The following is a 17427-nucleotide window of genomic DNA, read 5'->3' on the forward strand; positions in this document are numbered from 1 at the left end:
CGTCAGTAGCCGAGGAAGCGGTCGGTGCGGAGGCGGCGGAGGCCGGCGCGGCGCGCGGCGGCACGGGCGGCGCCGATCCAGGTCGGCGATCCCGCGGCGTAGCCCGCGCGCGACGCGAGGTCCGGCACGGCCGCGGCGAGCGCCGCCGCATCGAGCCGCTCGCCGAGCCGCTGCCAGCCGGCGGGCAGGGGCAGGGAGGCGGGTCCGACGACGAGCACGCGGACGTGCGCCAGCGCCTCCGCCGCCCACGCCGGGTCGTCGCCCTCGTGGAGCCGCCAGACGAGCACGGCGTCCCGGTCGGATTCGGCCTCGGCCATCGCGAGGAACGGCGTCACGCCGACGCCGCCGGCGAGCCAGACCACGGGGGCGCCCCGGTCGCGCGGAGGCAGGAAGTCGCCGGCGAGCACGCTGACCGCGACCGCCTCCCCCGGCGCGACGGCCGTGAGGGCCCGCTTGAACGAGCTCGGCCGCTCCGCCTGCCGCGTCACGATCCGGACGGCACTCCCCGGCGCGCTCGCCGGGCTGAACGCGCGGCGGGCGCCACGGAGGTCCTGGCGGGCGTGCGGCAGGCTCAGCTCCAGGTACTGGCCCGGCCGGAACGTCAGCGGCCGCTCGCTCGTGAACCGCAGGTCCTCGACGCCGCCCGCGTGCGCGGCGCGGCGGTCGAGCACGAGCCGCATGCGGCGGCGCTGCCCGAATGCGAACGCGACGACGTTCGCGAGCACGAGCGCGACCTCCGGCGTGAGGCCGACATACCCGACCCGCAGCGGGATCAGCGACAGCACCCCGACGAGCGCGCTGACGAGGATCCGCTGCCACCGCCGGGGCGGCGCCGTGAGCGGCTCGGACAGCATGAACGCGGCGAGGAAGAGGAAGGGGTAGGAGGCGACGGCCGTCCAGAGCGCGGTGCCGACCGGGCTCCCGGTCGCGAGCAGCCGGATCGCGGTGCCCGGCAGCGCGATCAGCAGCACCGGCAGCGCGAGGTCCCACGCACCCGCCCGGCGGACGACGAGCGCCCCGCCGACCAGGACGAACGGCAGCAGGACGGGCGTCGCCACCCACCACGTCGCGCCGGAGATCCCGGTCAGCAGCACGACGACCGCGCCGATCGCGATCGGGTTCGCGACGTGGCGCCCGCGGATCACGAGGACGTACTTCGACAGGTTCGCGACGGCGATCGCCAGGGCCAGCGCGCCGAGCGCCCGCGGATCCGCGATCGGGAGGAACAGGAAGAACCCGAGCAGGCCGGTGATCACGCCGGACTCGGCGTGCGGCCGGATCCGCCGGATCGCCGCGAACAGCCGGTTCGAGCCCCATCCGACGACGAGCGCGACCGCGAGGGCGGCCCCGAGGCCGAGCGGCGGGAACGCGAGGACGCCGGCGAGGGAGGCGACCAGCGCCGCGGCCGCGATCACCAGCAGGACGAGCACGACGAGGCGGTACATCGTCACGCGGCCCACGAGCCGGTCGAGCGCGAGCCCCGGCGCGAGGGTCCGCTCCGGACGCGCCGCCTCCTGCGCCGGAGCGGACGTCGTCACGCCGCCGCCTCGGACCGGATCGCGGCGAGGGCCTTCTCGAAGCCCTGGCTCGTGAGCGACGACCCGGACACGGCGCCGACCTGCAGGCCCTCGATCGGCTTGCCGACCGCGACGCCGCTGATGCCGGAGGCGAACTGGCGCTCGTACTGCACGGCGGTGGGGTCGGCGGCCTTCGGCTCGACCTTCACGGCGGTGATCGTGCCGCTCTTCAGCGTCACCTCGACGGCGACCGCCGCCGGGCCGCCGGGCGACTGGTAGTCGCCGGTGGCGCTGTACGTGCCGTCCTTCAGGGCCGACGAGGAGGCGCCGCCGCTCGCCGGGCTCGACGCGGATGCGCTCGACGGCGCGGCGCCGGTGCCCGACGCGGCGGTGTCGGAGCTCGCGGCCGGGCTGCAGCCGGCGAGGGCCGCCACGCCGAGGAGGCCGCCGCCGATGGCGGCGAGGCGGCGCAGACGGGCGCGGTCGAGGGTCGGTGCGGTCATGCGGGCGCTCTCCTTCTGGTGGACACGTCGTCGAACGGAACCACGGGACGGCGGCCGCCGGAGTTCACCCGTGGTGCAGCCCGGGCGTGTCGCAAGGTGCCGGTGAACCGATCGGGCGGCGGCTCCGTAGTAGGAATCGAGGGGCACGACCGAGGACGTGGGAAGGAGGCCCGGTGGACGAGCAGGACGCGCTGCTGCGCACGCTCGCCGACGAGCACGGGCCCGACCTGTTCCGGTTCGTGCTGCGGCAGACCCGCGACCGCGAGCTCGCGGAGGACATCGTGCAGGAGACCCTCGCGCGGGCCTGGCGCCATCCGGGGAAGATCGCGGCCGGCCGCGACGCCGCACGGGCCTGGCTGTTCACGGTCGCGAGGAACCTCGTTATCGACGACGCGCGCAGCGCCTACCGGCGGCGGGAGCAGGGCGTCGACGAGGTGCCGGAGCGGGAGGTCGGCGACGGCGTCGACGCCGTGCTCGACCGGATGCTCGTCACCGACGCGCTCGGCTCGCTGTCCCGCGAGCACCGGGCCGTCATCGTCGAGGCGCACTACCTCGGGCGGAGCGTCCGCGAGATCGCGGAGCGGGAAGGGATCGCGGAGGGCACGGTGAAGTCGCGGCTGCACTACGGGATGCGGGCGCTGCGGCTCGCGCTCCAGGAGCGGGGGGTGACGCGGTGACGGAGTCGATCCACGACTGGGACGGCGCGTACGTGCTCGGTGCGCTGGAGCCCGCCGAGCGCCGCCGCTACGAGGAGCACCTCGCGACCTGCTCGGCCTGCTCGAAGTCGGTGCGGGAGCTCGCCGGGCTGCCCGGGATCCTCGGGAGGCTCGACCTCGACGAGGCCCTCGCGCTGCGGGACCTGCCGGACGAGGGCGCGCTGCGGGACGAGGCGCACGCCGTCGGCCGCGCCGCGGGCGTCGCCCGCCGCGTGCGCCTCCGGCGCCGCCGCACGCGCCTCGCGACCGCGCTCGTGCTCGTCGGCGTGCTCGCGGTCGGCTCGCTGGGCGGCTGGTCGATCGTGCGCTCGCTGCAGCCGACGGCCCGACCGGCGGCGATCGAGCGGCCGCTGACCGAGGTCGGCGGGTCGCACCTGACGGCGTCGATGACCGTGACACCGGTGGGCTGGGGCACCCGCTTCGACTGGTCCTGCGCGTACGGCGCCGCCGTCGACGACCACGCGGACGACTACGCCCCGGTCAGCTACTCGCTCGTGGTCCACACGGACGGCGGCACCGCGTCGACGGTCGCGACGTGGACCTCCGACGCGGGCGAGGCGAGGGGGCTCGTCGCGTCCTCCGCGATCCCGGCGGACGCGATCCGGTCGATCGACATCCGGGTCACCGGCTCCGCCGAGCCGCTCGCGACCGCCCGGTTCTGACGGCGGGCGCGAGCCGGCTCCGGCGCGTCGGGTCAGGGCAGCGACGGGACGCCCGAGCCCGGGGTCCCGGCGAGCCGTGCGACCGCCTCGCGAGCGGCGTCGAGCGAGGTGAAGCGGGGCGCGTAGCCGAGGTGCTCCCGCGCCGCCGCGATGCTGACGGAGGAGCTGCGCGCGACGTGCTCCCACGAGGTCGCGACGTGCTCGGGCGTCGTCGTCGCCGCGAACGCGTCGAAGGGCAGGAACTCCAGGTCCGCGGTCCGCCCCCACCAACGGGCCGCCTCCTCCGCGTAGCCGCGGAGCGTCAGGGCCCGCTCGCTCACGACGTGGAAGGCGCGGCCGTCCGCGCCCTCCGGCCGCTCGACGGCGAGCGCGAAGGCCTGCGCGACGTCGTCGGCGTGGACGTGGTGCAGGGTCTCCAGCCCGAGGCCGGGGAGCACGAGCCGCTCCCCCGTCGCGAGCCGGCGCCAGACGTCGGCGTCGAGGTTGCCGGCCGGGGTGATGACGGGCCAGCCGGGCCCGCTGATGTGACCGGGATGGAGGATCGTGCTCGGCACGCCGTCGGCGCGAGCCGCCTCGGCGAGGACCAGGTCCTCGATCGCCGCCTTGCCGACGCCGTACTCGCCCCACGGCTCGCGGTCCTCGTGCTCGAGCGCGGGTACCGCGGTCAGCGCGCCGTGGACCCAGATCGTGCCGCACATCACGAGGCGCGCGCCGGTGCCGCGGAGGGCGTCGAGCAGCTGCGTCGCCGACTCGGGCGTGAAGCAGACCATGTCGACGACGACGTCGGGCTCGAGCGCCGCGATGCGCGCGCCGAACACGCCGTCGGCGTCCTCCGCCGCGCGGTCCACCGTCTCGCTGCGGACCGACGCCCAGGCCGGGTCCTCGCGGTAGAGGCGCTGCCGCCCGCGGCTGAGCGCGACGACCTCGTGCCCCGCCGCGACGAGCCGGGGCACGAGGTACCCGCCGACGTGCCCCGTGGCACCGATGACGACCACCCGCATGCGTCCTCCGACCCTCGCCGTGTGCTCCGCCACGATCCTGCCCCGCGTCGCCTGCGGGCTCGTCGTGCGTCCGGCGGCGACCGGGAGCGCGCAGCGGGGTGTGCCGCCCGGCCGCGAGTGGCACGCTGAGCGCGTGCACGCGACGGAGCAGCGGGACGAGCGGGATGCGGCGCGGCTCGACGCCCTCCGCCGCCGCCTCTACGCGCCCGACGTGACCGAGGCGGACGTCGCCGCCTACCGCGCGGCGCAGGCCCGAGCGGAGGACGCGCCCGCCGCGCACCCGGTCCGCGCCGTGCGCCGGACGTCGCCCGCAGCGGCGTCCGCGGCGCGACCGGAGGTCTCCCGCCGGACGGCCCTCGTCGCCGCGGGCGGCGGTGCCGCCGCGATCGCCGCGGCGGTCGTCGTGCTCACCGGCCGGCCCTTCGCGGGGCTCGTGGCGCAGGACGCGCGGCCCGCGCCGACGGCCACCGCGCGCCGCATCGGGGCCGCGGTCCTCCCGGCGTCGCTCGGGACCCGCCGCCGGTTCGTCGCCGCGCTGCAGGGCGGCGGCCAGGCCGGCCTGCTCGAGTACCTGTACGGGCACCCGGTCCTGCTGCCCGCGTCGATGCGGTCCTACGCCCGCGCGGACAGCACGGAGTACTCGGGCCAGGGCACGACCACGATCGCGCTCGCGCCGTCGAGGCTCGCGGAGGCCGGCGGGCGGTTCACGGTGGTGCTCGTGACCGATCGCGCCGCGACGTTCTCGTGGCGGGCCGAACGGATCGCGGAGCGCAACGACCGGTCCGGGCCGGTCGTGCTCGTCGGCTCGCACGCCGGCTCCGGCCGCGCCGGGGAGCCGACGTCGTTCACGTTCGCCTACGACGTCGGCGCCCCGCTGCGGCTCGTCGTCTACACGGACGAGACCGTCAAGTGGGGCGCCGTCGTCGCCTTCACCGAGTGAGCGGCGCTCAGGCCGCCTCGGCCACGGTGTCGGCCTCGATCGGGGACGGTGCGACGGGCAGGGGTCGTGCCGTGCGGCGGCGCGGGATCCTGGCCGCCAGGACGACGAGCGCCGAGACGACCGCCAGCGCGGCGAGGACGAGGAAGCCCGTCTCGTAGCCCGACTCCGACGGCTCCCCCGTGGCCCCGGCGGACCCGGTCACGATCGCGGTCAGGAGCGCCGTCCCGATCGCGCTGCCGATCGTCCGGAGGTTGGCGTTCACGCCGCTGGCGACGCCGGTCTGCGTCGCGGGCACGCTCTGCACGACGACCGTGGTCATCGCCGCGAACCCCACGCCGAGGCCGACGCCGAACACCGCCGCCGCCGCCGCGAGCTGCCACCCGGCGGCGTGCAGCACGGCGAGCGACGCCGTGGAGACCGCGAGGAGCAGGGCCGCGCCGACCAGCTGGAGCCGGGGCGGGACGACGCGGCCGATCGGGCCGATCAGGAAGCCGGACGCGGCCATCGTGACGAGCATCGGGAGCATGAGCAGCCCGGACGCCGCGACGGAGGCGCCGAGCCCCCATCCGGTGCCGGCCGGGGTCTGCGCGAAGCGCGGGAAGTACGCGAACACGCCGAACATCGCGGCGCCGAAGAAGATCGCCGCGACGTCGGTGGACCACACCGCCGGCTCGCGCAGCATGCGGAGGTCGACGAGCGGGGTGCGCGAGCGGAGCTCGACCGCCGCCCACGCGGCGAGCAGCACCGCCGCGAGGACGAAGAGCCCGACGACGACGGGCGAGCCCCAGCCCCGGTCCGCACCGGTGCTGAGCGGCACGAGCAGCGCGACGAGCCATCCCGACAGCAGGGTCGCGGCGACGAGGTTCACCCGGCCGGTCGCCCGGCTCCCGGTGGCCGGCACCCACCGGAGGGTGAGCACGCCGCCGACGACCATCCCGGCGAGCGGGATGACGAAGAGGCCCCGCCAGCCGAGTGCGGCGGAGAGCGGCCCGGCGAGGACGGTGCCGAGACCGCTGCCGATGGCCATGACGGCCGAGAAGCCGCCGATGCCGCTCGCGAGCGAGCGCGCCGGCAGCACGTCGCGCAGGATGCCGAAGGCGAGCGGGAACATCGCGCCGCCGAAGCCCTGCAGGACGCGCGCGGCGAGCAGCACCGCGAGGTTCGGCGCGAGCGCGGCGGCGACGGAGCCCGCGGCCACTGCGGCGAGGCAGAGCAGGAACACCCGGCGCTTGCCGGCGAGGTCGCCGACGCGGCCGAGCAGCGGCGTGGCGACGGCGGAGGTGATGAGCCAGGCGGTGACGGCCCAGGTCGCGCCCGCGGCGTCGGTGCGGAGGTCGCGCTGCAGCACCGGCAGCACGGGGACGAGCAGCGACTGGAGCGTCGCGAAGGTGAGCGCGGTCACCGCGAGCGCGGCGAAGGTGCGGGACGGGGAGGGGGACAACGGCACTCGATTCCCTGGGAGGCGTAGAGTGGAGGTGGCCTCCGATCGGAGGCCGCCTCCGTTTCGAGATCCACGGTAGCGGAGGCACCCTCCGCTTGCAACCGACCGAGGCCCCCATGTCCACCGCGCTCGACACGATCACCGCGAAGAAGCCCCGTCGCGCGGACGCGCTCCGGAACTACGAGGCGCTGCTCGCGGCGGCGCGCGAGGCCTTCGCGGCCTCCGGCACGGACGCCTCCCTCGAGGACGTCGCCCGACGGGCGGGCGTCGGCATCGGCACCCTGTACCGCAACTTCCCCGCCCGCGACGACCTGATCGAGGCCGTCTACGTCAGCGAGATCGAAGCGCTCGCCGCGGTCGCCGACGAGGTGCGGAACGACGCCGCCTGGCCCGCGCTGACCCGCTGGCTCGACCGCTTCGTGGACTACATCGGCACGAAGCGCGTCCTCATCGAGGCCATGAACCGGGACTCCGAGGTGATGGCGGCCTGCCGCACCGCCATGTACGAGGCCGGCGGTCCCGTGCTGGCCCGCGCCCAGGCGGAGGGCGTCGCCCGCGACGACGTCGACGTGATCGACGTCGTGCGGATGGTCGCGGGCGTCGCCGGCGTCCAGGCCGACCCGGACCAGCGGCGGCGCCTCGTCGACGTCGCGATCGACGGGCTGCGCGCCCGCTGATCGGGCGGCCCGGCCCCGGCGCGCTCAGTGCAGGCGCGCGAGCCGGGCGCGGACGACCGAGTAGACGCCGGAGGCGATCCAGCCGACGCCGATCGCGACGAGCACGACGCGGCCGAACGGCAGCCCGGCGAAGGCGCGCAGCGCCCCGTCGAGCCCGGAGGCGGCGCCCGGATCGGTGCGCACCGCCGCGGCGACGAAGAGGACGCCGACCATCGCGATGGCGACGCCCCGCGCGACGTAGCCGACCCGGCCGAGCGCGACGACGGCGCGACCGCGGTCGCCGGCGGGCACCCGGATCGTCTCGGTGAACCGCGCGGTGACGCCGCGCCGCACGAGGAGGCCGCCGATCACCACCACGGCGACCCCAACGAGGATCAGCAGCACCTGGCCGCCCGGGAGCCCGAGCAGGGTGGCGCTCCCCTGCCGGCTCGATCGGCTCGAGCTGCCGCCGGCGCCGAGCGCGACCCGCAGCGCGGTGACGCCGACGGCGGCGTGCACGACCGCCTTGCCCCAGGACTTCAGCCGCTCCCGCCAGGTGTCCTTCGCGTCGTCGCGCCGCTGCAGGAGCCCGTCCACGAGGAGCCACAGGGCGAGGCCGCCGACGGCCGCGATCCAGACGAGCACCGCGCCGCCGGGCGCGCGGACGAGCGCCTGCAGCGCACCGGACTGGTCCGCCTCCCGGCCCCGCCCTGCACCGCGACCTGGATCGCCAGCACGCCGACGAGGGCCTGCACGAGCCCGCTCGCGGCGAAGCCGGAGCGGGCGACCCCGCGGACGACGGGGCTGTCGGACGCCCGCTCCGCGCCGCTGCGCACCGTCCCGGTCATCGCCCGCCTCCCCCGCCGCGCACGGCCGCGGCGGCGCCGACGCCAGCGAGCGCCGCGCCGTCGCGCCAGGGCTCAGGAGGCGGTGAGCACCCGGCTCAGGCCGCTGCGGACCTGGCGCGTCACGTCGTCCGCGAGCACCTCGAGCCCGCCCTGCTCCAGGCCGTCGTACGCCTCCCGCACGACGTCGGCCGGGTCGCCCTTCGGCACGTCCATGCCCGCGGTCATCGGGGTGTCGGTGAAGCCGAGGTAGAGCCCGACCACCTGGACGCCGTCGGGCGCGAGCTCGCCGCGCAGGGCGTCGGTCATCGACCAGACCGCGGCCTTCGTCGCGCCGTAGGCGGCGAGGGCGCCGCGCGCCCGCCAGCTCGCGACGGAGGCGACGTTGAGCACGGCGCCGTGCGTCCGCCGGATCGCCGGGGCCAGCGCCCGTGTGATCGCGTGCAGCCCGATCACGTTCGTCTCGATGAGCCGCCGGAACTCCTCGTCGGTCGTCTCGAGCAGGCTCGGCTGCACGGACGCGATGCCGGCGTTGTTCACGAGGACGGTCACGTCCCGGGCGGTCTCGGCGGCGGCCGCGACGGATGCGGCGTCGGTCACGTCGAGCGCGAGCGGCACGACGCGGGGGTCGTCCCACTCCCGCGGGGAGCGGGCGGAGGCGTAGACCTTGGCGGCGCCGCGGTCGAGCGCCTGGCGGACGAACTCGGTGCCGAGCCCTCCGTTCGCGCCGGTGACGAGGACGACGGCGGATGCGAGCGAGGTCATGCGGGGTTCCCTCCGGTGGCGGTGCGGACCGCGCGGCGTGCGCGGACGAACGGGGCGGCGCCGGCGACGAGCGCGAGCACCGAGAGCACGACGGCGCCCGCGACGATCGCCGGCAGCAGCCCGTGGGCGGTGGCGAGCTGGCCGAGCCCGATCGCGGCGACCGCCTGCACCGCGTAGCCGGCGAAGTAGACGGCGGACACGGTCGACGCCCGGTGCTGCGCCGGCGCCAGCTCGGCGGCGATGCCGACGCCCGCGGAGAACAGCAGGCTGTAGCCGACGCCGGTGAGCACGATCGAGACGAGGAAGACCGGCAGCGAGCCCGCGGCGCTGGCGGTGACGAGCGCGGCGAGCCCCGCGACCATCACGAGCGCGCCGGCGGGCGCGGCGGCGCCGGCCCGGACCCGGCGGGCCAGCAGCGCGGTGACGCCGATGGTGACCGCGGAGAGCGCCAGCACGAGGCCGATCACGATCGGCGAGTCGGTGCCGAGGAGGCCGACGGCGACGTCCGCGCCGAGCGCGAGCACCACGCCGCCGGTGCCGTAGGCGGCCGCGACGCCGAGCGCGCCCTGCGCGACGACACCGCGCATCGACGGGTCGACGCGGAGCAGCCGCACCGCGCTGCCGCTGCTGCGCGCGCCGCTCGGGAGGCGGAGCGCGAGGACCAGCACGACGAGCACGGCGCCGAGCAGCGGCCAGTAGGACAGGTGGAGCGGGTCGGGCAGCAGGTCGAGGAACAGGCCGCCGAGCAGCAGCGCGACCGTGAGCCCGGCGGCGGTGGAGGCGGTCGCGACCGCGCCTGCGAGGTGCCCGCGACCGGGGCGGGCGTACTCCGCGAGGGCCGCCGTCGCGGGGCTGAGCGCGAACCCGACGCCGGCGCCGGTCAGGGCCCGTCCGACGAGCAGGACGCCGATCGAGGGCGCGAGGGCGAACGCGAGCGTGCCGACCGCCATGAGCGCGAGCCCGAGCACGATCGCCGCCCGTCGGCCGATGCGGTCGCTGATCCCGCCGAACAGGCCGAGGACCACGAGCAGCGTGACGGGGTAGGTGCCGAAGACGACCGTGGTGAGCGCGGGCGGCAGCGACCACTCGCGCCCGTACACCGGGTAGACGACGGAGGGGGCGCCGCTCGTCCAGAGCGCGAGCCCCGCGGTGAGCGCGGCGGTCGCGAAGGCGGCGGGGCGGGACGAGGTCGGCATGGTCCTCCGGTCGGGCGCCGGGTCCGGATCGGTCCGCGGGCTGGGTTGGTTCGGCCAACGTAGCACCTGGTTCTGCTGTTCCAACCCAGCGGTAGCATGTGCCGGTGCCCCTCTCCGACCCCACCGCCGGCCGCTGCTCGATCGCGCGGACGATCACCGCGCTCGGCGACCGGTGGTCCCTCCTCGTGCTGCGCGAGGCGGCGATGGGCACGACCCGCTTCTCGGACTTCCGGCAGCGGCTCGGGATCGCGAGCGACGTGCTCACCGACCGCCTGGCGGGCCTCGTCGAGCGCGGTCTGCTCGAGCGCACCGCGTACCAGGAGGAGGGCTCGAGGACCCGCACCGAGTACCGGCTGACGCCCGCCGGGCACGACTTCGAGGTCGTCCTCGGCGCGCTCGGCGTCTGGGGCCGCGAGCACCTCGCGACCGACGAGGACTCCGGGGTCCGCTACCACGACGCCGCGGGCCGGCCCGTGCGCGTCGCCTTCGTCGACGAGGACGGGCGCGTGCTCACCGGTGACGAGGTGACCGTCAGCCGCGGCTGACGGGCGCCCGTCCGCGCTCCCCCGCACGCGGAGGTCGCGTCCAGCCGCGTCTGCGAGCGTCCCCCTCCTCACCCCGATGTCGTGGGAGGTCCTCGTGCGCCGTGTCGCCCCGCTCGTGATCGCGCTGGCCCTCGTGGCCGGCCTGCTGCCGGCGGCGCCGGCGTCCGCGGCCCCCGCCGCGGGCGCGGCCGCGGATCAGCGCTCCGCCTCCCCCGGCACCTTCCGCAACCCGCTCGACCTGCGCCTGCCCGACGGGTCGCGGGCGGAGAACTGCGCCGACCCGGACGTCGCCCGCGGCACCGGCGGCGACCGCCACTGGTACCTGTACTGCACGACCGACGCGATCGACGCCGGCGAGCGGGGCCCGGACGGCGCGCCCGTGCAGCACCTGCTGCCGACCTACCGCTCCACGGACCTCGTGCACTGGCGCTACGCCGGCGACGCCTTCGCGAAGGTGCCGGGCTGGGTGGCTCCCGACGCGGGCCTGTGGGCGCCGGAGATCCGGCACGCGAACGGCCGCTGGTACCTCTACTACACGGCGCCGGAGACCGCGCTGCCGGGCGGCGGCTCCGCGATCGGCGTCGCGACCGCGCCCTCCCCCACCGGCCCCTGGACCGACAGCGGCCGACCGGTCGTCGCGCCCGCGGACAACCCGACGAGCCCCGGGAACCGGCGCTGGACCTACGACCCCGAGGTGCTCACCGAGGGCGGGACCGCCTGGATCTACTTCGGGAGCTACAACGGGGGCCTGTTCGTGCGGCGCCTCAGCGCGGACGGCCTGTCCACCTCGGCGTCGTCCGAGCGGCGGATCGCGATCGCGAACCGCTACGAGGGCACGAACGTCGTCCGGCACGACGGCTGGTACTACCTGCTCGCCTCCGCGACGAACTGCTGCAACGGCGCGCTGACGGGCTACAGCGTCTTCGCCGCGCGCTCCCGCAGCCCGCTCGGCCCGTTCCGGGACGCGGACGGGCGCTCGATCCTCGCCGCGAAGGTCGGCGGCACCCCGGTGCTCAGCCGGAACGGGAACCGCTGGATCGGCACCGGGCACGAGTCCGCGTTCACCGACGCCGCCGGCCAGGGCTGGCTCGCCTACCACGCGGTCGACCGGACCGACCCGCTCGTGCCCGGCACCGAGACGTACACGAAGCGCGCGGTGCTCCTCGACCGGCTCGACTGGCGGCACGGCTGGCCGGTGGTGCGCGGCGGCCGTGGCCCGTCGGACGGCGCCCAGCCCGCCCCCGCCGCGCAGCCGGGACAGCGACGCGTCCCGCCGGTCCGCTTCGTCGACGCACCGCGTCCCGGGCGGGCGATCCCGGCGCTGTCGGACGACTTCCGCGGCTCGCGGCTCGCCTCCCGCTGGTCGTGGGTGCGGCCCCCGGTCGCGGGCGGGTACTCCGTGGCCGGCGGCGCGCTCCGCTTCGCGACGCAGGCGGCCGACCTGCACCCGCCGGCCACGCCGCTCGCGTCGGTGCTGACCGAGCGGGCGCCGAGGGGCGACTTCGTCGTGGAGGCGAAGCTCCGCACGACCGTGCCGGACACGGGCGACTCCTACAACTACGCGCAGGGCGGCGTGCTCGTGTACGGCGGCGACGGGCGGTACGTGAAGCTCGCGGTGTCGTCGATCTACGAGACGCGGCAGACCGAGTGGGGCGTGCAGGACTCCGCGCAGCCGGCGGGCAGGCCGACCTACGGCAACGGGGTCGTCGGCCCGGTCGGCCGCACGTGGACCTGGCTGCGGATCATCCGCCACGGCGACCGGTACACCGCGGCGACGAGCGTCGACGGCCGGCGCTGGCGGACCGGCGGGACCTGGACCACGGACCTCGGCGCGGCGCCGCGCATCGGCCTGGTCTCGATGGGCGCCGCGGGCTTCACGACCGTCGTCGACGCCGTGCGCGTCAGCCGCCTGCGCTGAGGTCCACACTGTGGTCATGGCACGCGAGGACGCGGAGGCGCTGCGCCGCCGGCTCTACGCCCCGGGGGCCGACGCCGCGGACGTCGAGCGGTTCCGCGCCGCCGGCGGTGTCGCTCCCGCGCCGCGCGTGCCCGCGTCGGCCCGCGTGCGGCGCGCCGCGCCCGAGGTCGAGGTCCGGCCGGTCCCGGTCCGGCCCCCGGAGCCCCTGCCGCTCGACGCGGAGCCGTCGGCGCCGGGCGCGAGCGACGCCCCGCGCGGCGGGCCGCGGGGGCGCGGCCTCCTCGTCGTCGCGATCGTGGCCGTGCTCGCCGCGGGCGGGCTCGTCGCCGTCCGGCTCGCGCTGCCGCCGACCTCGAACGCCCCCTCCGCGACCCCGGTCGCCGTGGACGCCGCGGACCGCGCCGCGTTCGACGAGAACCTCGTGATCGGCAACGCCGCGGGCATCGCCGCCTTCCTCGTGACCCATCGGCGGCCGCTCCCCGCGATCGCCGACGCCACGCGCTACTTCACCGTGGAGGAGCACGGGACGGGCGAGGGCCTCGTGACGCTGTCGCCGGTGTCCTCGGCCGCGATCGAGGGGCGCGCCACCGTCGTGCTCGTCGTCGACGCACCGGCCCGGGTCGGGTGGCGGTCCCTGCGCCGGCAGGTCGACTCCTCCGGCGAGCAGCGGTACACGACGCAGGTCGAGCGGGCCGGCCAGCAGGAGCCGGGCGTGCCGACGACGCACACGTACCGGTACGCGCGCGGCGACCGCCCGGTCGAGCTGCGCATCGACGTGCCCGACGGCGTCCGCTGGGGCGCGGCCGTGGTGTTCACGGATTAGGGGCCTCCTAGCCTGTCGGGCGTGCTCGACCTCCGCCCCGCGCGCCTCGACGGCCCCGACGCCCTGCTGCTGACCGAGGAGGTGCAGCGGTACTACGTCGAGGTCTACGGCGGCGAGGACGACGACCCCATCGCGCCGGAGGAGTTCAGCGCGCCGCACGGCGGGTTCCTGCTCGGCTACGCCGACGGGGAGCCGGTCGCGATGGGCGGCTGGTCCTTCCTCGACGACGCGACGGCGAAGGTGCGGCGCATGTACGTGCGGGAGGCGGTGCGGCGCGAGGGCCTCGGCGCGGCCCTGCTCGATCGGCTGGAGGCGGACGCCCGCGCGGCCGGCGCCCGGCGGATCGCGCTCACGACGGGCGAGCCGCAGGTCGCGGCGGTCCGCTTCTACCGGGCCCGCGGCTACGGCGACGTGCCCGCGTTCGGCTTCTACGCGGACGAGCCCCGCTCGATCCACCTCGGCAAGGCCCTCTGACCCGTTCCGTCCGCTCCGGCAGGTGCGACCGGGGCGCAGCGCGCGCCCCGCGCAGGAGCAGGATGGGCGCGGGACGGAGCGCGGATGGCGGGAGCGGTCGAACCGGTCGAGGTGGGCACGCCGGCGGGCCCCGTCGCGGTGCACGTGCTCGGCGCCGGGCTCCCGACGGTCCTCTGGCACGGGCTCTACGCGGACGGGTCGAGCTGGGGCTACCTGCTGCCCGCGCTGCTGCCGGGCCGGCGGCTGCTCGTGGTCGACGGACCGGGCTGGGGCCGCAGCCTCCGCACCCGCCGCTCCGTCGGTGACGCCGCCGTGCTCGACGCGGCGCGCGCGGTGGTGCGGACGCTCGCGCCCGGCTCGGCCGTCGACTGGGTCGGCACCGGATGGGGCGGCCGCGTCGGCCTGGAGCTCGCGGCCCGCTCCCCCGAGCTCGTCCGCAGCCTCGTCGCCGCGATGGCCGACCCCGCGCCCATGCCCGCGGAGGAGCGGCGCGCGGTCCGACGGGTCCTCCGGCGGCTGCGCGTCGTCGGCCCGATCGGGCCCGTCGGCCGCGCGATCGTCGTCGACCAGCTCTCGCCCGCGTCCGCGTCGGAGCCGCAGACGGTCGGCGCGCTGCTCGACGCCCTGCTGCTCGCCGGCCGCTTCCGCGCCGCCCGCTCCGTCGGCCGATTCGACGTGCGCCGCCCCGACCTCACCGGTCTGCTCCCCGCGGTGACCGCCCCGCTGCTGCTCGTCGCGAGCGACGACGCCGGCCCGCTGCCCGAGGCCCGCGCGGCGTCGCTCGCCGCCCTCGCCCCCTTCGCGCGGGTGACGACCGTCCCGGAGGCGCGCGGGCAGCTCGCCCTCGACCGGCCGGAGGCGTTCGGCCGCGCGGTGCAGGACTTCTGGACCGGGCTCGCCGTCCCCGACTGAGCCCGGCGGATCCCCCGGGAGGCGCGCGGGAGGCGTGGCTAGCCTGGCCCGTGCCGAAGGAGGCCCCATGCCGATCGCCAGCCTGACCCGCGAGGAGGCCGCCGACCGCGCCGCCCTGCTCACGGTCGACCGCTACGACCTCGACGTCGACCTGACCGGTCTGCTCGAGGGCGACACCGTCCGCAGCACCGCGACGATCGCGTTCCGCAGCGCGCGCCCCGGCGCGGGCTCCTTCGTCGACGTCGTCGCCGACGTGGAGCGCGCCGTGCTGAACGGCGCCGAGCTCGACCCGGCCTCCGTGCAGGACGGCCGACTGCCCCTGCCGGACCTGCAGGGGGACAACGTGCTCGTCGTCACCGCGGCGCAGTCGCGCACGGCGGACGGCCAGGGCGTCCTGCGCACGGTCGACGCCGCGGACGGGCTCGTCTACGTCTGGATGACGTTCGAGCCCGACGAGGCGCGGCGGCTCTGGGCCTGCTTCGACCAGCCCGACCTGAAGGCGGTGCACCGGTTCACCGTGCTCGCGCCCGAGTCGTGGACGGTCACGAACAACAGCGCCCCCGAGACGATCGAGCCGGAGGGGCCGGAGGCGCGCCGCTGGACCTTCGCGCCGACGCCGCCGCTCTCGACCTACGTCACCGTCGTGAACGCGGGCCCCTTCCACCAGCTGCGCCGCACGGTCGACGGGTACGACCTCGGGCTCTACAGCCGCCGCTCCCTCGCCGCCGTGCTCGAGCGCGACGCCGACGAGCTGTTCGACCTGACCGCCCGCGGGCTCGCCTGGTTCGGCGAGCAGTTCGCCTACCCGTTCCCGCAGCAGCGCTACGACCAGGCGTTCGTGCCGGACATGGGCGGCGCCATGGAGAACTGGGGCAGCGTCACCCACACGGACGCGTTCCTCTACCGCAGCGCGCCGAGCTATCGGGAGCGGTCGGACCGCGCCGACGTCGTGCTGCACGAGATGGCGCACATGTGGTTCGGCGACCTCGTGACGATGCGCTGGTGGGACGACCTCTGGCTGAACGAGGCCTTCGCCTCCTGGGCGTCCACCTGGGCGATGGTCGGCGCGACCGAGTTCACCGACGCGTGGGCCACGGATCTGCTCGACTCCAAGCTGCTCGGCTACCGGCAGGACATGAGCCCCGCGACCCACGCGATCCGCGGCGACGTGCCCGACGTGCAGCAGGCCATGGCGAACTTCGACGCGATCACCTACGACAAGGGCGAGGCGGTGCTGAAGCAGCTCGCCGCCTACGTGGGCGAGGACGCGTTCGTCGAAGGGCTCCGCGCCTACTTCGCCGCGCACGCGTGGGGGAACACGGTGCTCGACGACCTCATGGGCGCCTTCGCCGCCGCATCGGGCCGCGACCTGAGCGCGTGGACCGGCGCCTGGCTCGACCGCGCGGGCACCGACCGCCTGGAGCTCGACGGCGGCGTCCTGCGCGCCGCGTCGCCCGACGGGGAGGCGCCCCGCCCGCATCGACTCCGCATCGCCGGGTACGGCGCGGACCTCGCGCCGGCCGGCGCGGTCGAGGTGGAGGTGACCGGGCCCGAGACGACCGTCGAGGTGCCGGGCACGATCCACCAGGTCAACAGCGGCGACCTCACCTTCGCCTCCGTGCGCGCCGACACGGCCTCCCTCGAGGCGCTGCGGCGCGGCGCCGGGACCCTGCCCGACCCGCTCGAGCGCACGCTCGCGGTCGCGACGGCGTGGGACCAGCTCGTCCAGGGCGAGCTCGGGAGCGACGCGGTCGTCGACGCGATCACCGGGCTCGTCGCGGCCGAGACCAGCCCCGCGGTCGTCGAGGCGCTGCTGCTGCTCGGCCTCCAGGCCGTGGAGCTGTGGACGCCGCTCGCCCGGGTGCCCGAGCTGACCGGGCGGCTCGCCGTCGCGGCGGCACGGCTCGCCGACTCCCCCGCGCACCGGCAGCCGGCGCTGCGGACGCTGGCCGCCACCGCGACCGAGCCGGCGCAGCTCGAGCTGCTCGCCGAGGCCGCCGCGGACGACCTCGACCTCGCCTGGCGCGTGCTCGCCCGGCAGGCGGAGCTCGGCGAGCACGACCTCGACGCCGTCGAGGCGCTGCAGGCCCGCGACCCCGACCCCGACGCGTTCGCCTCCGCCCTCGCCGTGCGGGCCTCGCTGGACGACCCGGAGGCGAAGGAGGCGGCCTGGCGGGCGATCATGGTCGACCGCCGGGTGCCCGCGGGGTCCGCGCGCCGGACCGTCGCCGGACGCTTCTGGCGCCCCCTCCAGCGCGACGTCCTCGCGCCGTACGCCGACCGCTACCTCGAGGCGCTCGACTCGTTCGGCAGCGCGGGCATGCTCGGGCAGCTCGGGCTCGTCCGCGGGATGTTCCCGTACGCGGTCGTCGACGACGCGTTCCTGGCGCGCGCCGGGGCTGCCGCGGAGGCGCCGGACGTGAACGCGACGGCGCGCACGGCGCTGCTGCTCGGCCTCGACACCGGGCTGCGGATGGTGCGGGCCCGGACCGCCTGACGCGGCCGGCGGGACC

Annotated in this window: 17 protein-coding genes; 10 read left to right on the forward strand and 7 right to left on the reverse strand. The window is 76.9% G+C overall.

Going from position 1 to position 17427, the window contains the following annotated elements; genetic code table 11:
• Window positions 1-2 precede the first annotated feature (2 nt).
• Both D1781_RS09545 and D1781_RS09550 read right to left on the reverse strand, forming a co-directional pair.
• Window positions 3-1538 (reverse strand): FAD-dependent oxidoreductase, encoded by a 1536-nt coding sequence (locus tag D1781_RS09545; protein ID WP_119482086.1) that lies wholly within the window; start codon window positions 1536-1538, stop codon window positions 3-5.
• Window positions 1535-2020 (reverse strand): FMN-binding protein, encoded by a 486-nt coding sequence (locus tag D1781_RS09550; protein WP_119482087.1) that lies wholly within the window; start codon window positions 2018-2020, stop codon window positions 1535-1537. The genes D1781_RS09545 and D1781_RS09550 overlap by 4 nt, the downstream gene beginning before the upstream one ends.
• Before the next feature lie 173 nt (window positions 2021-2193).
• Between D1781_RS09550 and D1781_RS17900 the strand changes: the two genes are divergently transcribed.
• The gene (locus D1781_RS17900; RefSeq protein WP_119482088.1) at window positions 2194-2697 is read left to right on the forward strand and encodes a sigma-70 family RNA polymerase sigma factor; all 504 of its coding nucleotides are present in this window, start codon (window positions 2194-2196) and stop codon (window positions 2695-2697) included.
• Window positions 2694-3398, forward strand: a complete 705-nt coding sequence (locus tag D1781_RS09560; protein ID WP_119482089.1) for an anti-sigma factor family protein — start codon at window positions 2694-2696, stop codon at window positions 3396-3398. Before D1781_RS17900 ends, D1781_RS09560 begins: the two co-directional genes overlap by 4 nt.
• Window positions 3399-3430: 32 nt before the next feature.
• Here the strand turns inward: D1781_RS09560 and D1781_RS09565 are convergent, their stop codons facing one another.
• Complete coding sequence (locus D1781_RS09565; protein WP_119482090.1) at window positions 3431-4399, reverse strand: NAD-dependent epimerase/dehydratase family protein; 969 nt, start codon at window positions 4397-4399, stop codon at window positions 3431-3433.
• Here D1781_RS09565 and D1781_RS09570 point away from each other — a divergent pair.
• Window positions 4398-5339 carry a hypothetical protein gene (locus D1781_RS09570; protein ID WP_147392065.1) on the forward strand — a complete coding sequence of 314 codons (942 nt, stop codon included), beginning with the start codon at window positions 4398-4400 and terminating at the stop codon, window positions 5337-5339. The two genes, D1781_RS09565 and D1781_RS09570, sit on opposite strands and share 2 nt — an antisense overlap.
• A 7-nt stretch (window positions 5340-5346) precedes the next feature.
• Here the strand turns inward: D1781_RS09570 and D1781_RS09575 are convergent, their stop codons facing one another.
• On the reverse strand, window positions 5347-6786 hold the full coding sequence (locus D1781_RS09575) for an MFS transporter (protein ID WP_233551232.1): 1440 nt from the start codon (window positions 6784-6786) through the stop codon (window positions 5347-5349).
• A gap of 110 nt (window positions 6787-6896) precedes the next feature.
• On the opposite strand from D1781_RS09575, the gene D1781_RS09580 reads away from it, so the two are divergent.
• Window positions 6897-7457, forward strand: coding sequence for a TetR/AcrR family transcriptional regulator (locus D1781_RS09580; RefSeq protein ID WP_119482093.1), 561 nt, complete (start codon window positions 6897-6899; stop codon window positions 7455-7457).
• Between the two features lie 24 nt (window positions 7458-7481).
• On the opposite strand, the gene D1781_RS09585 is transcribed toward D1781_RS09580, so the two are convergent.
• The 3 genes from D1781_RS09585 to D1781_RS09595 form a co-directional block, all read right to left on the reverse strand.
• Entirely contained in the window at window positions 7482-8081 is a 600-nt protein-coding gene (locus D1781_RS09585; protein ID WP_233551234.1) for a DUF1206 domain-containing protein, read from the reverse strand.
• Window positions 8082-8356: 275 nt separating this feature from the next.
• Complete coding sequence (locus D1781_RS09590; protein WP_119482094.1) at window positions 8357-9046, reverse strand: SDR family oxidoreductase; 690 nt, start codon at window positions 9044-9046, stop codon at window positions 8357-8359.
• Complete coding sequence (locus D1781_RS09595; RefSeq protein WP_119482095.1) at window positions 9043-10242, reverse strand: MFS transporter; 1200 nt, start codon at window positions 10240-10242, stop codon at window positions 9043-9045. The genes D1781_RS09590 and D1781_RS09595 overlap by 4 nt, the downstream gene beginning before the upstream one ends.
• 104 nt (window positions 10243-10346) lie before the next feature.
• Between D1781_RS09595 and D1781_RS09600 the strand changes: the two genes are divergently transcribed.
• From D1781_RS09600 to pepN, 6 genes are all read left to right on the forward strand, one after another.
• On the forward strand, window positions 10347-10787 hold the full coding sequence (locus tag D1781_RS09600; protein ID WP_233551236.1) for a winged helix-turn-helix transcriptional regulator: 441 nt from the start codon (window positions 10347-10349) through the stop codon (window positions 10785-10787).
• A 76-nt stretch (window positions 10788-10863) separates the two neighbouring features.
• Window positions 10864-12705 (forward strand): family 43 glycosylhydrolase, encoded by a 1842-nt coding sequence (locus tag D1781_RS09605; RefSeq protein WP_119482096.1) that lies wholly within the window; start codon window positions 10864-10866, stop codon window positions 12703-12705.
• A gap of 16 nt (window positions 12706-12721) precedes the next feature.
• Window positions 12722-13528, forward strand: coding sequence for a hypothetical protein (locus tag D1781_RS09610; RefSeq protein WP_119482097.1), 807 nt, complete (start codon window positions 12722-12724; stop codon window positions 13526-13528).
• Between the two features lie 21 nt (window positions 13529-13549).
• Window positions 13550-14002 carry a GNAT family N-acetyltransferase gene (locus D1781_RS09615; protein ID WP_119482098.1) on the forward strand — a complete coding sequence of 151 codons (453 nt, stop codon included), beginning with the start codon at window positions 13550-13552 and terminating at the stop codon, window positions 14000-14002.
• An 84-nt stretch (window positions 14003-14086) separates the two neighbouring features.
• Window positions 14087-14914, forward strand: coding sequence for an alpha/beta fold hydrolase (locus D1781_RS09620; protein WP_119482099.1), 828 nt, complete (start codon window positions 14087-14089; stop codon window positions 14912-14914).
• Between the two features lie 67 nt (window positions 14915-14981).
• Window positions 14982-17411: an aminopeptidase N gene (pepN, locus tag D1781_RS09625; RefSeq protein WP_119482100.1), complete on the forward strand. Its 2430-nt coding sequence runs from the start codon at window positions 14982-14984 to the stop codon at window positions 17409-17411.
• The last annotated feature ends 16 nt before the right edge of the window (window positions 17412-17427 follow it).

Origin of the sequence: Amnibacterium setariae, from assembly GCF_003581425.1 — a bacterium.
GTDB lineage: Bacteria > Actinomycetota > Actinomycetes > Actinomycetales > Microbacteriaceae > Amnibacterium > Amnibacterium setariae.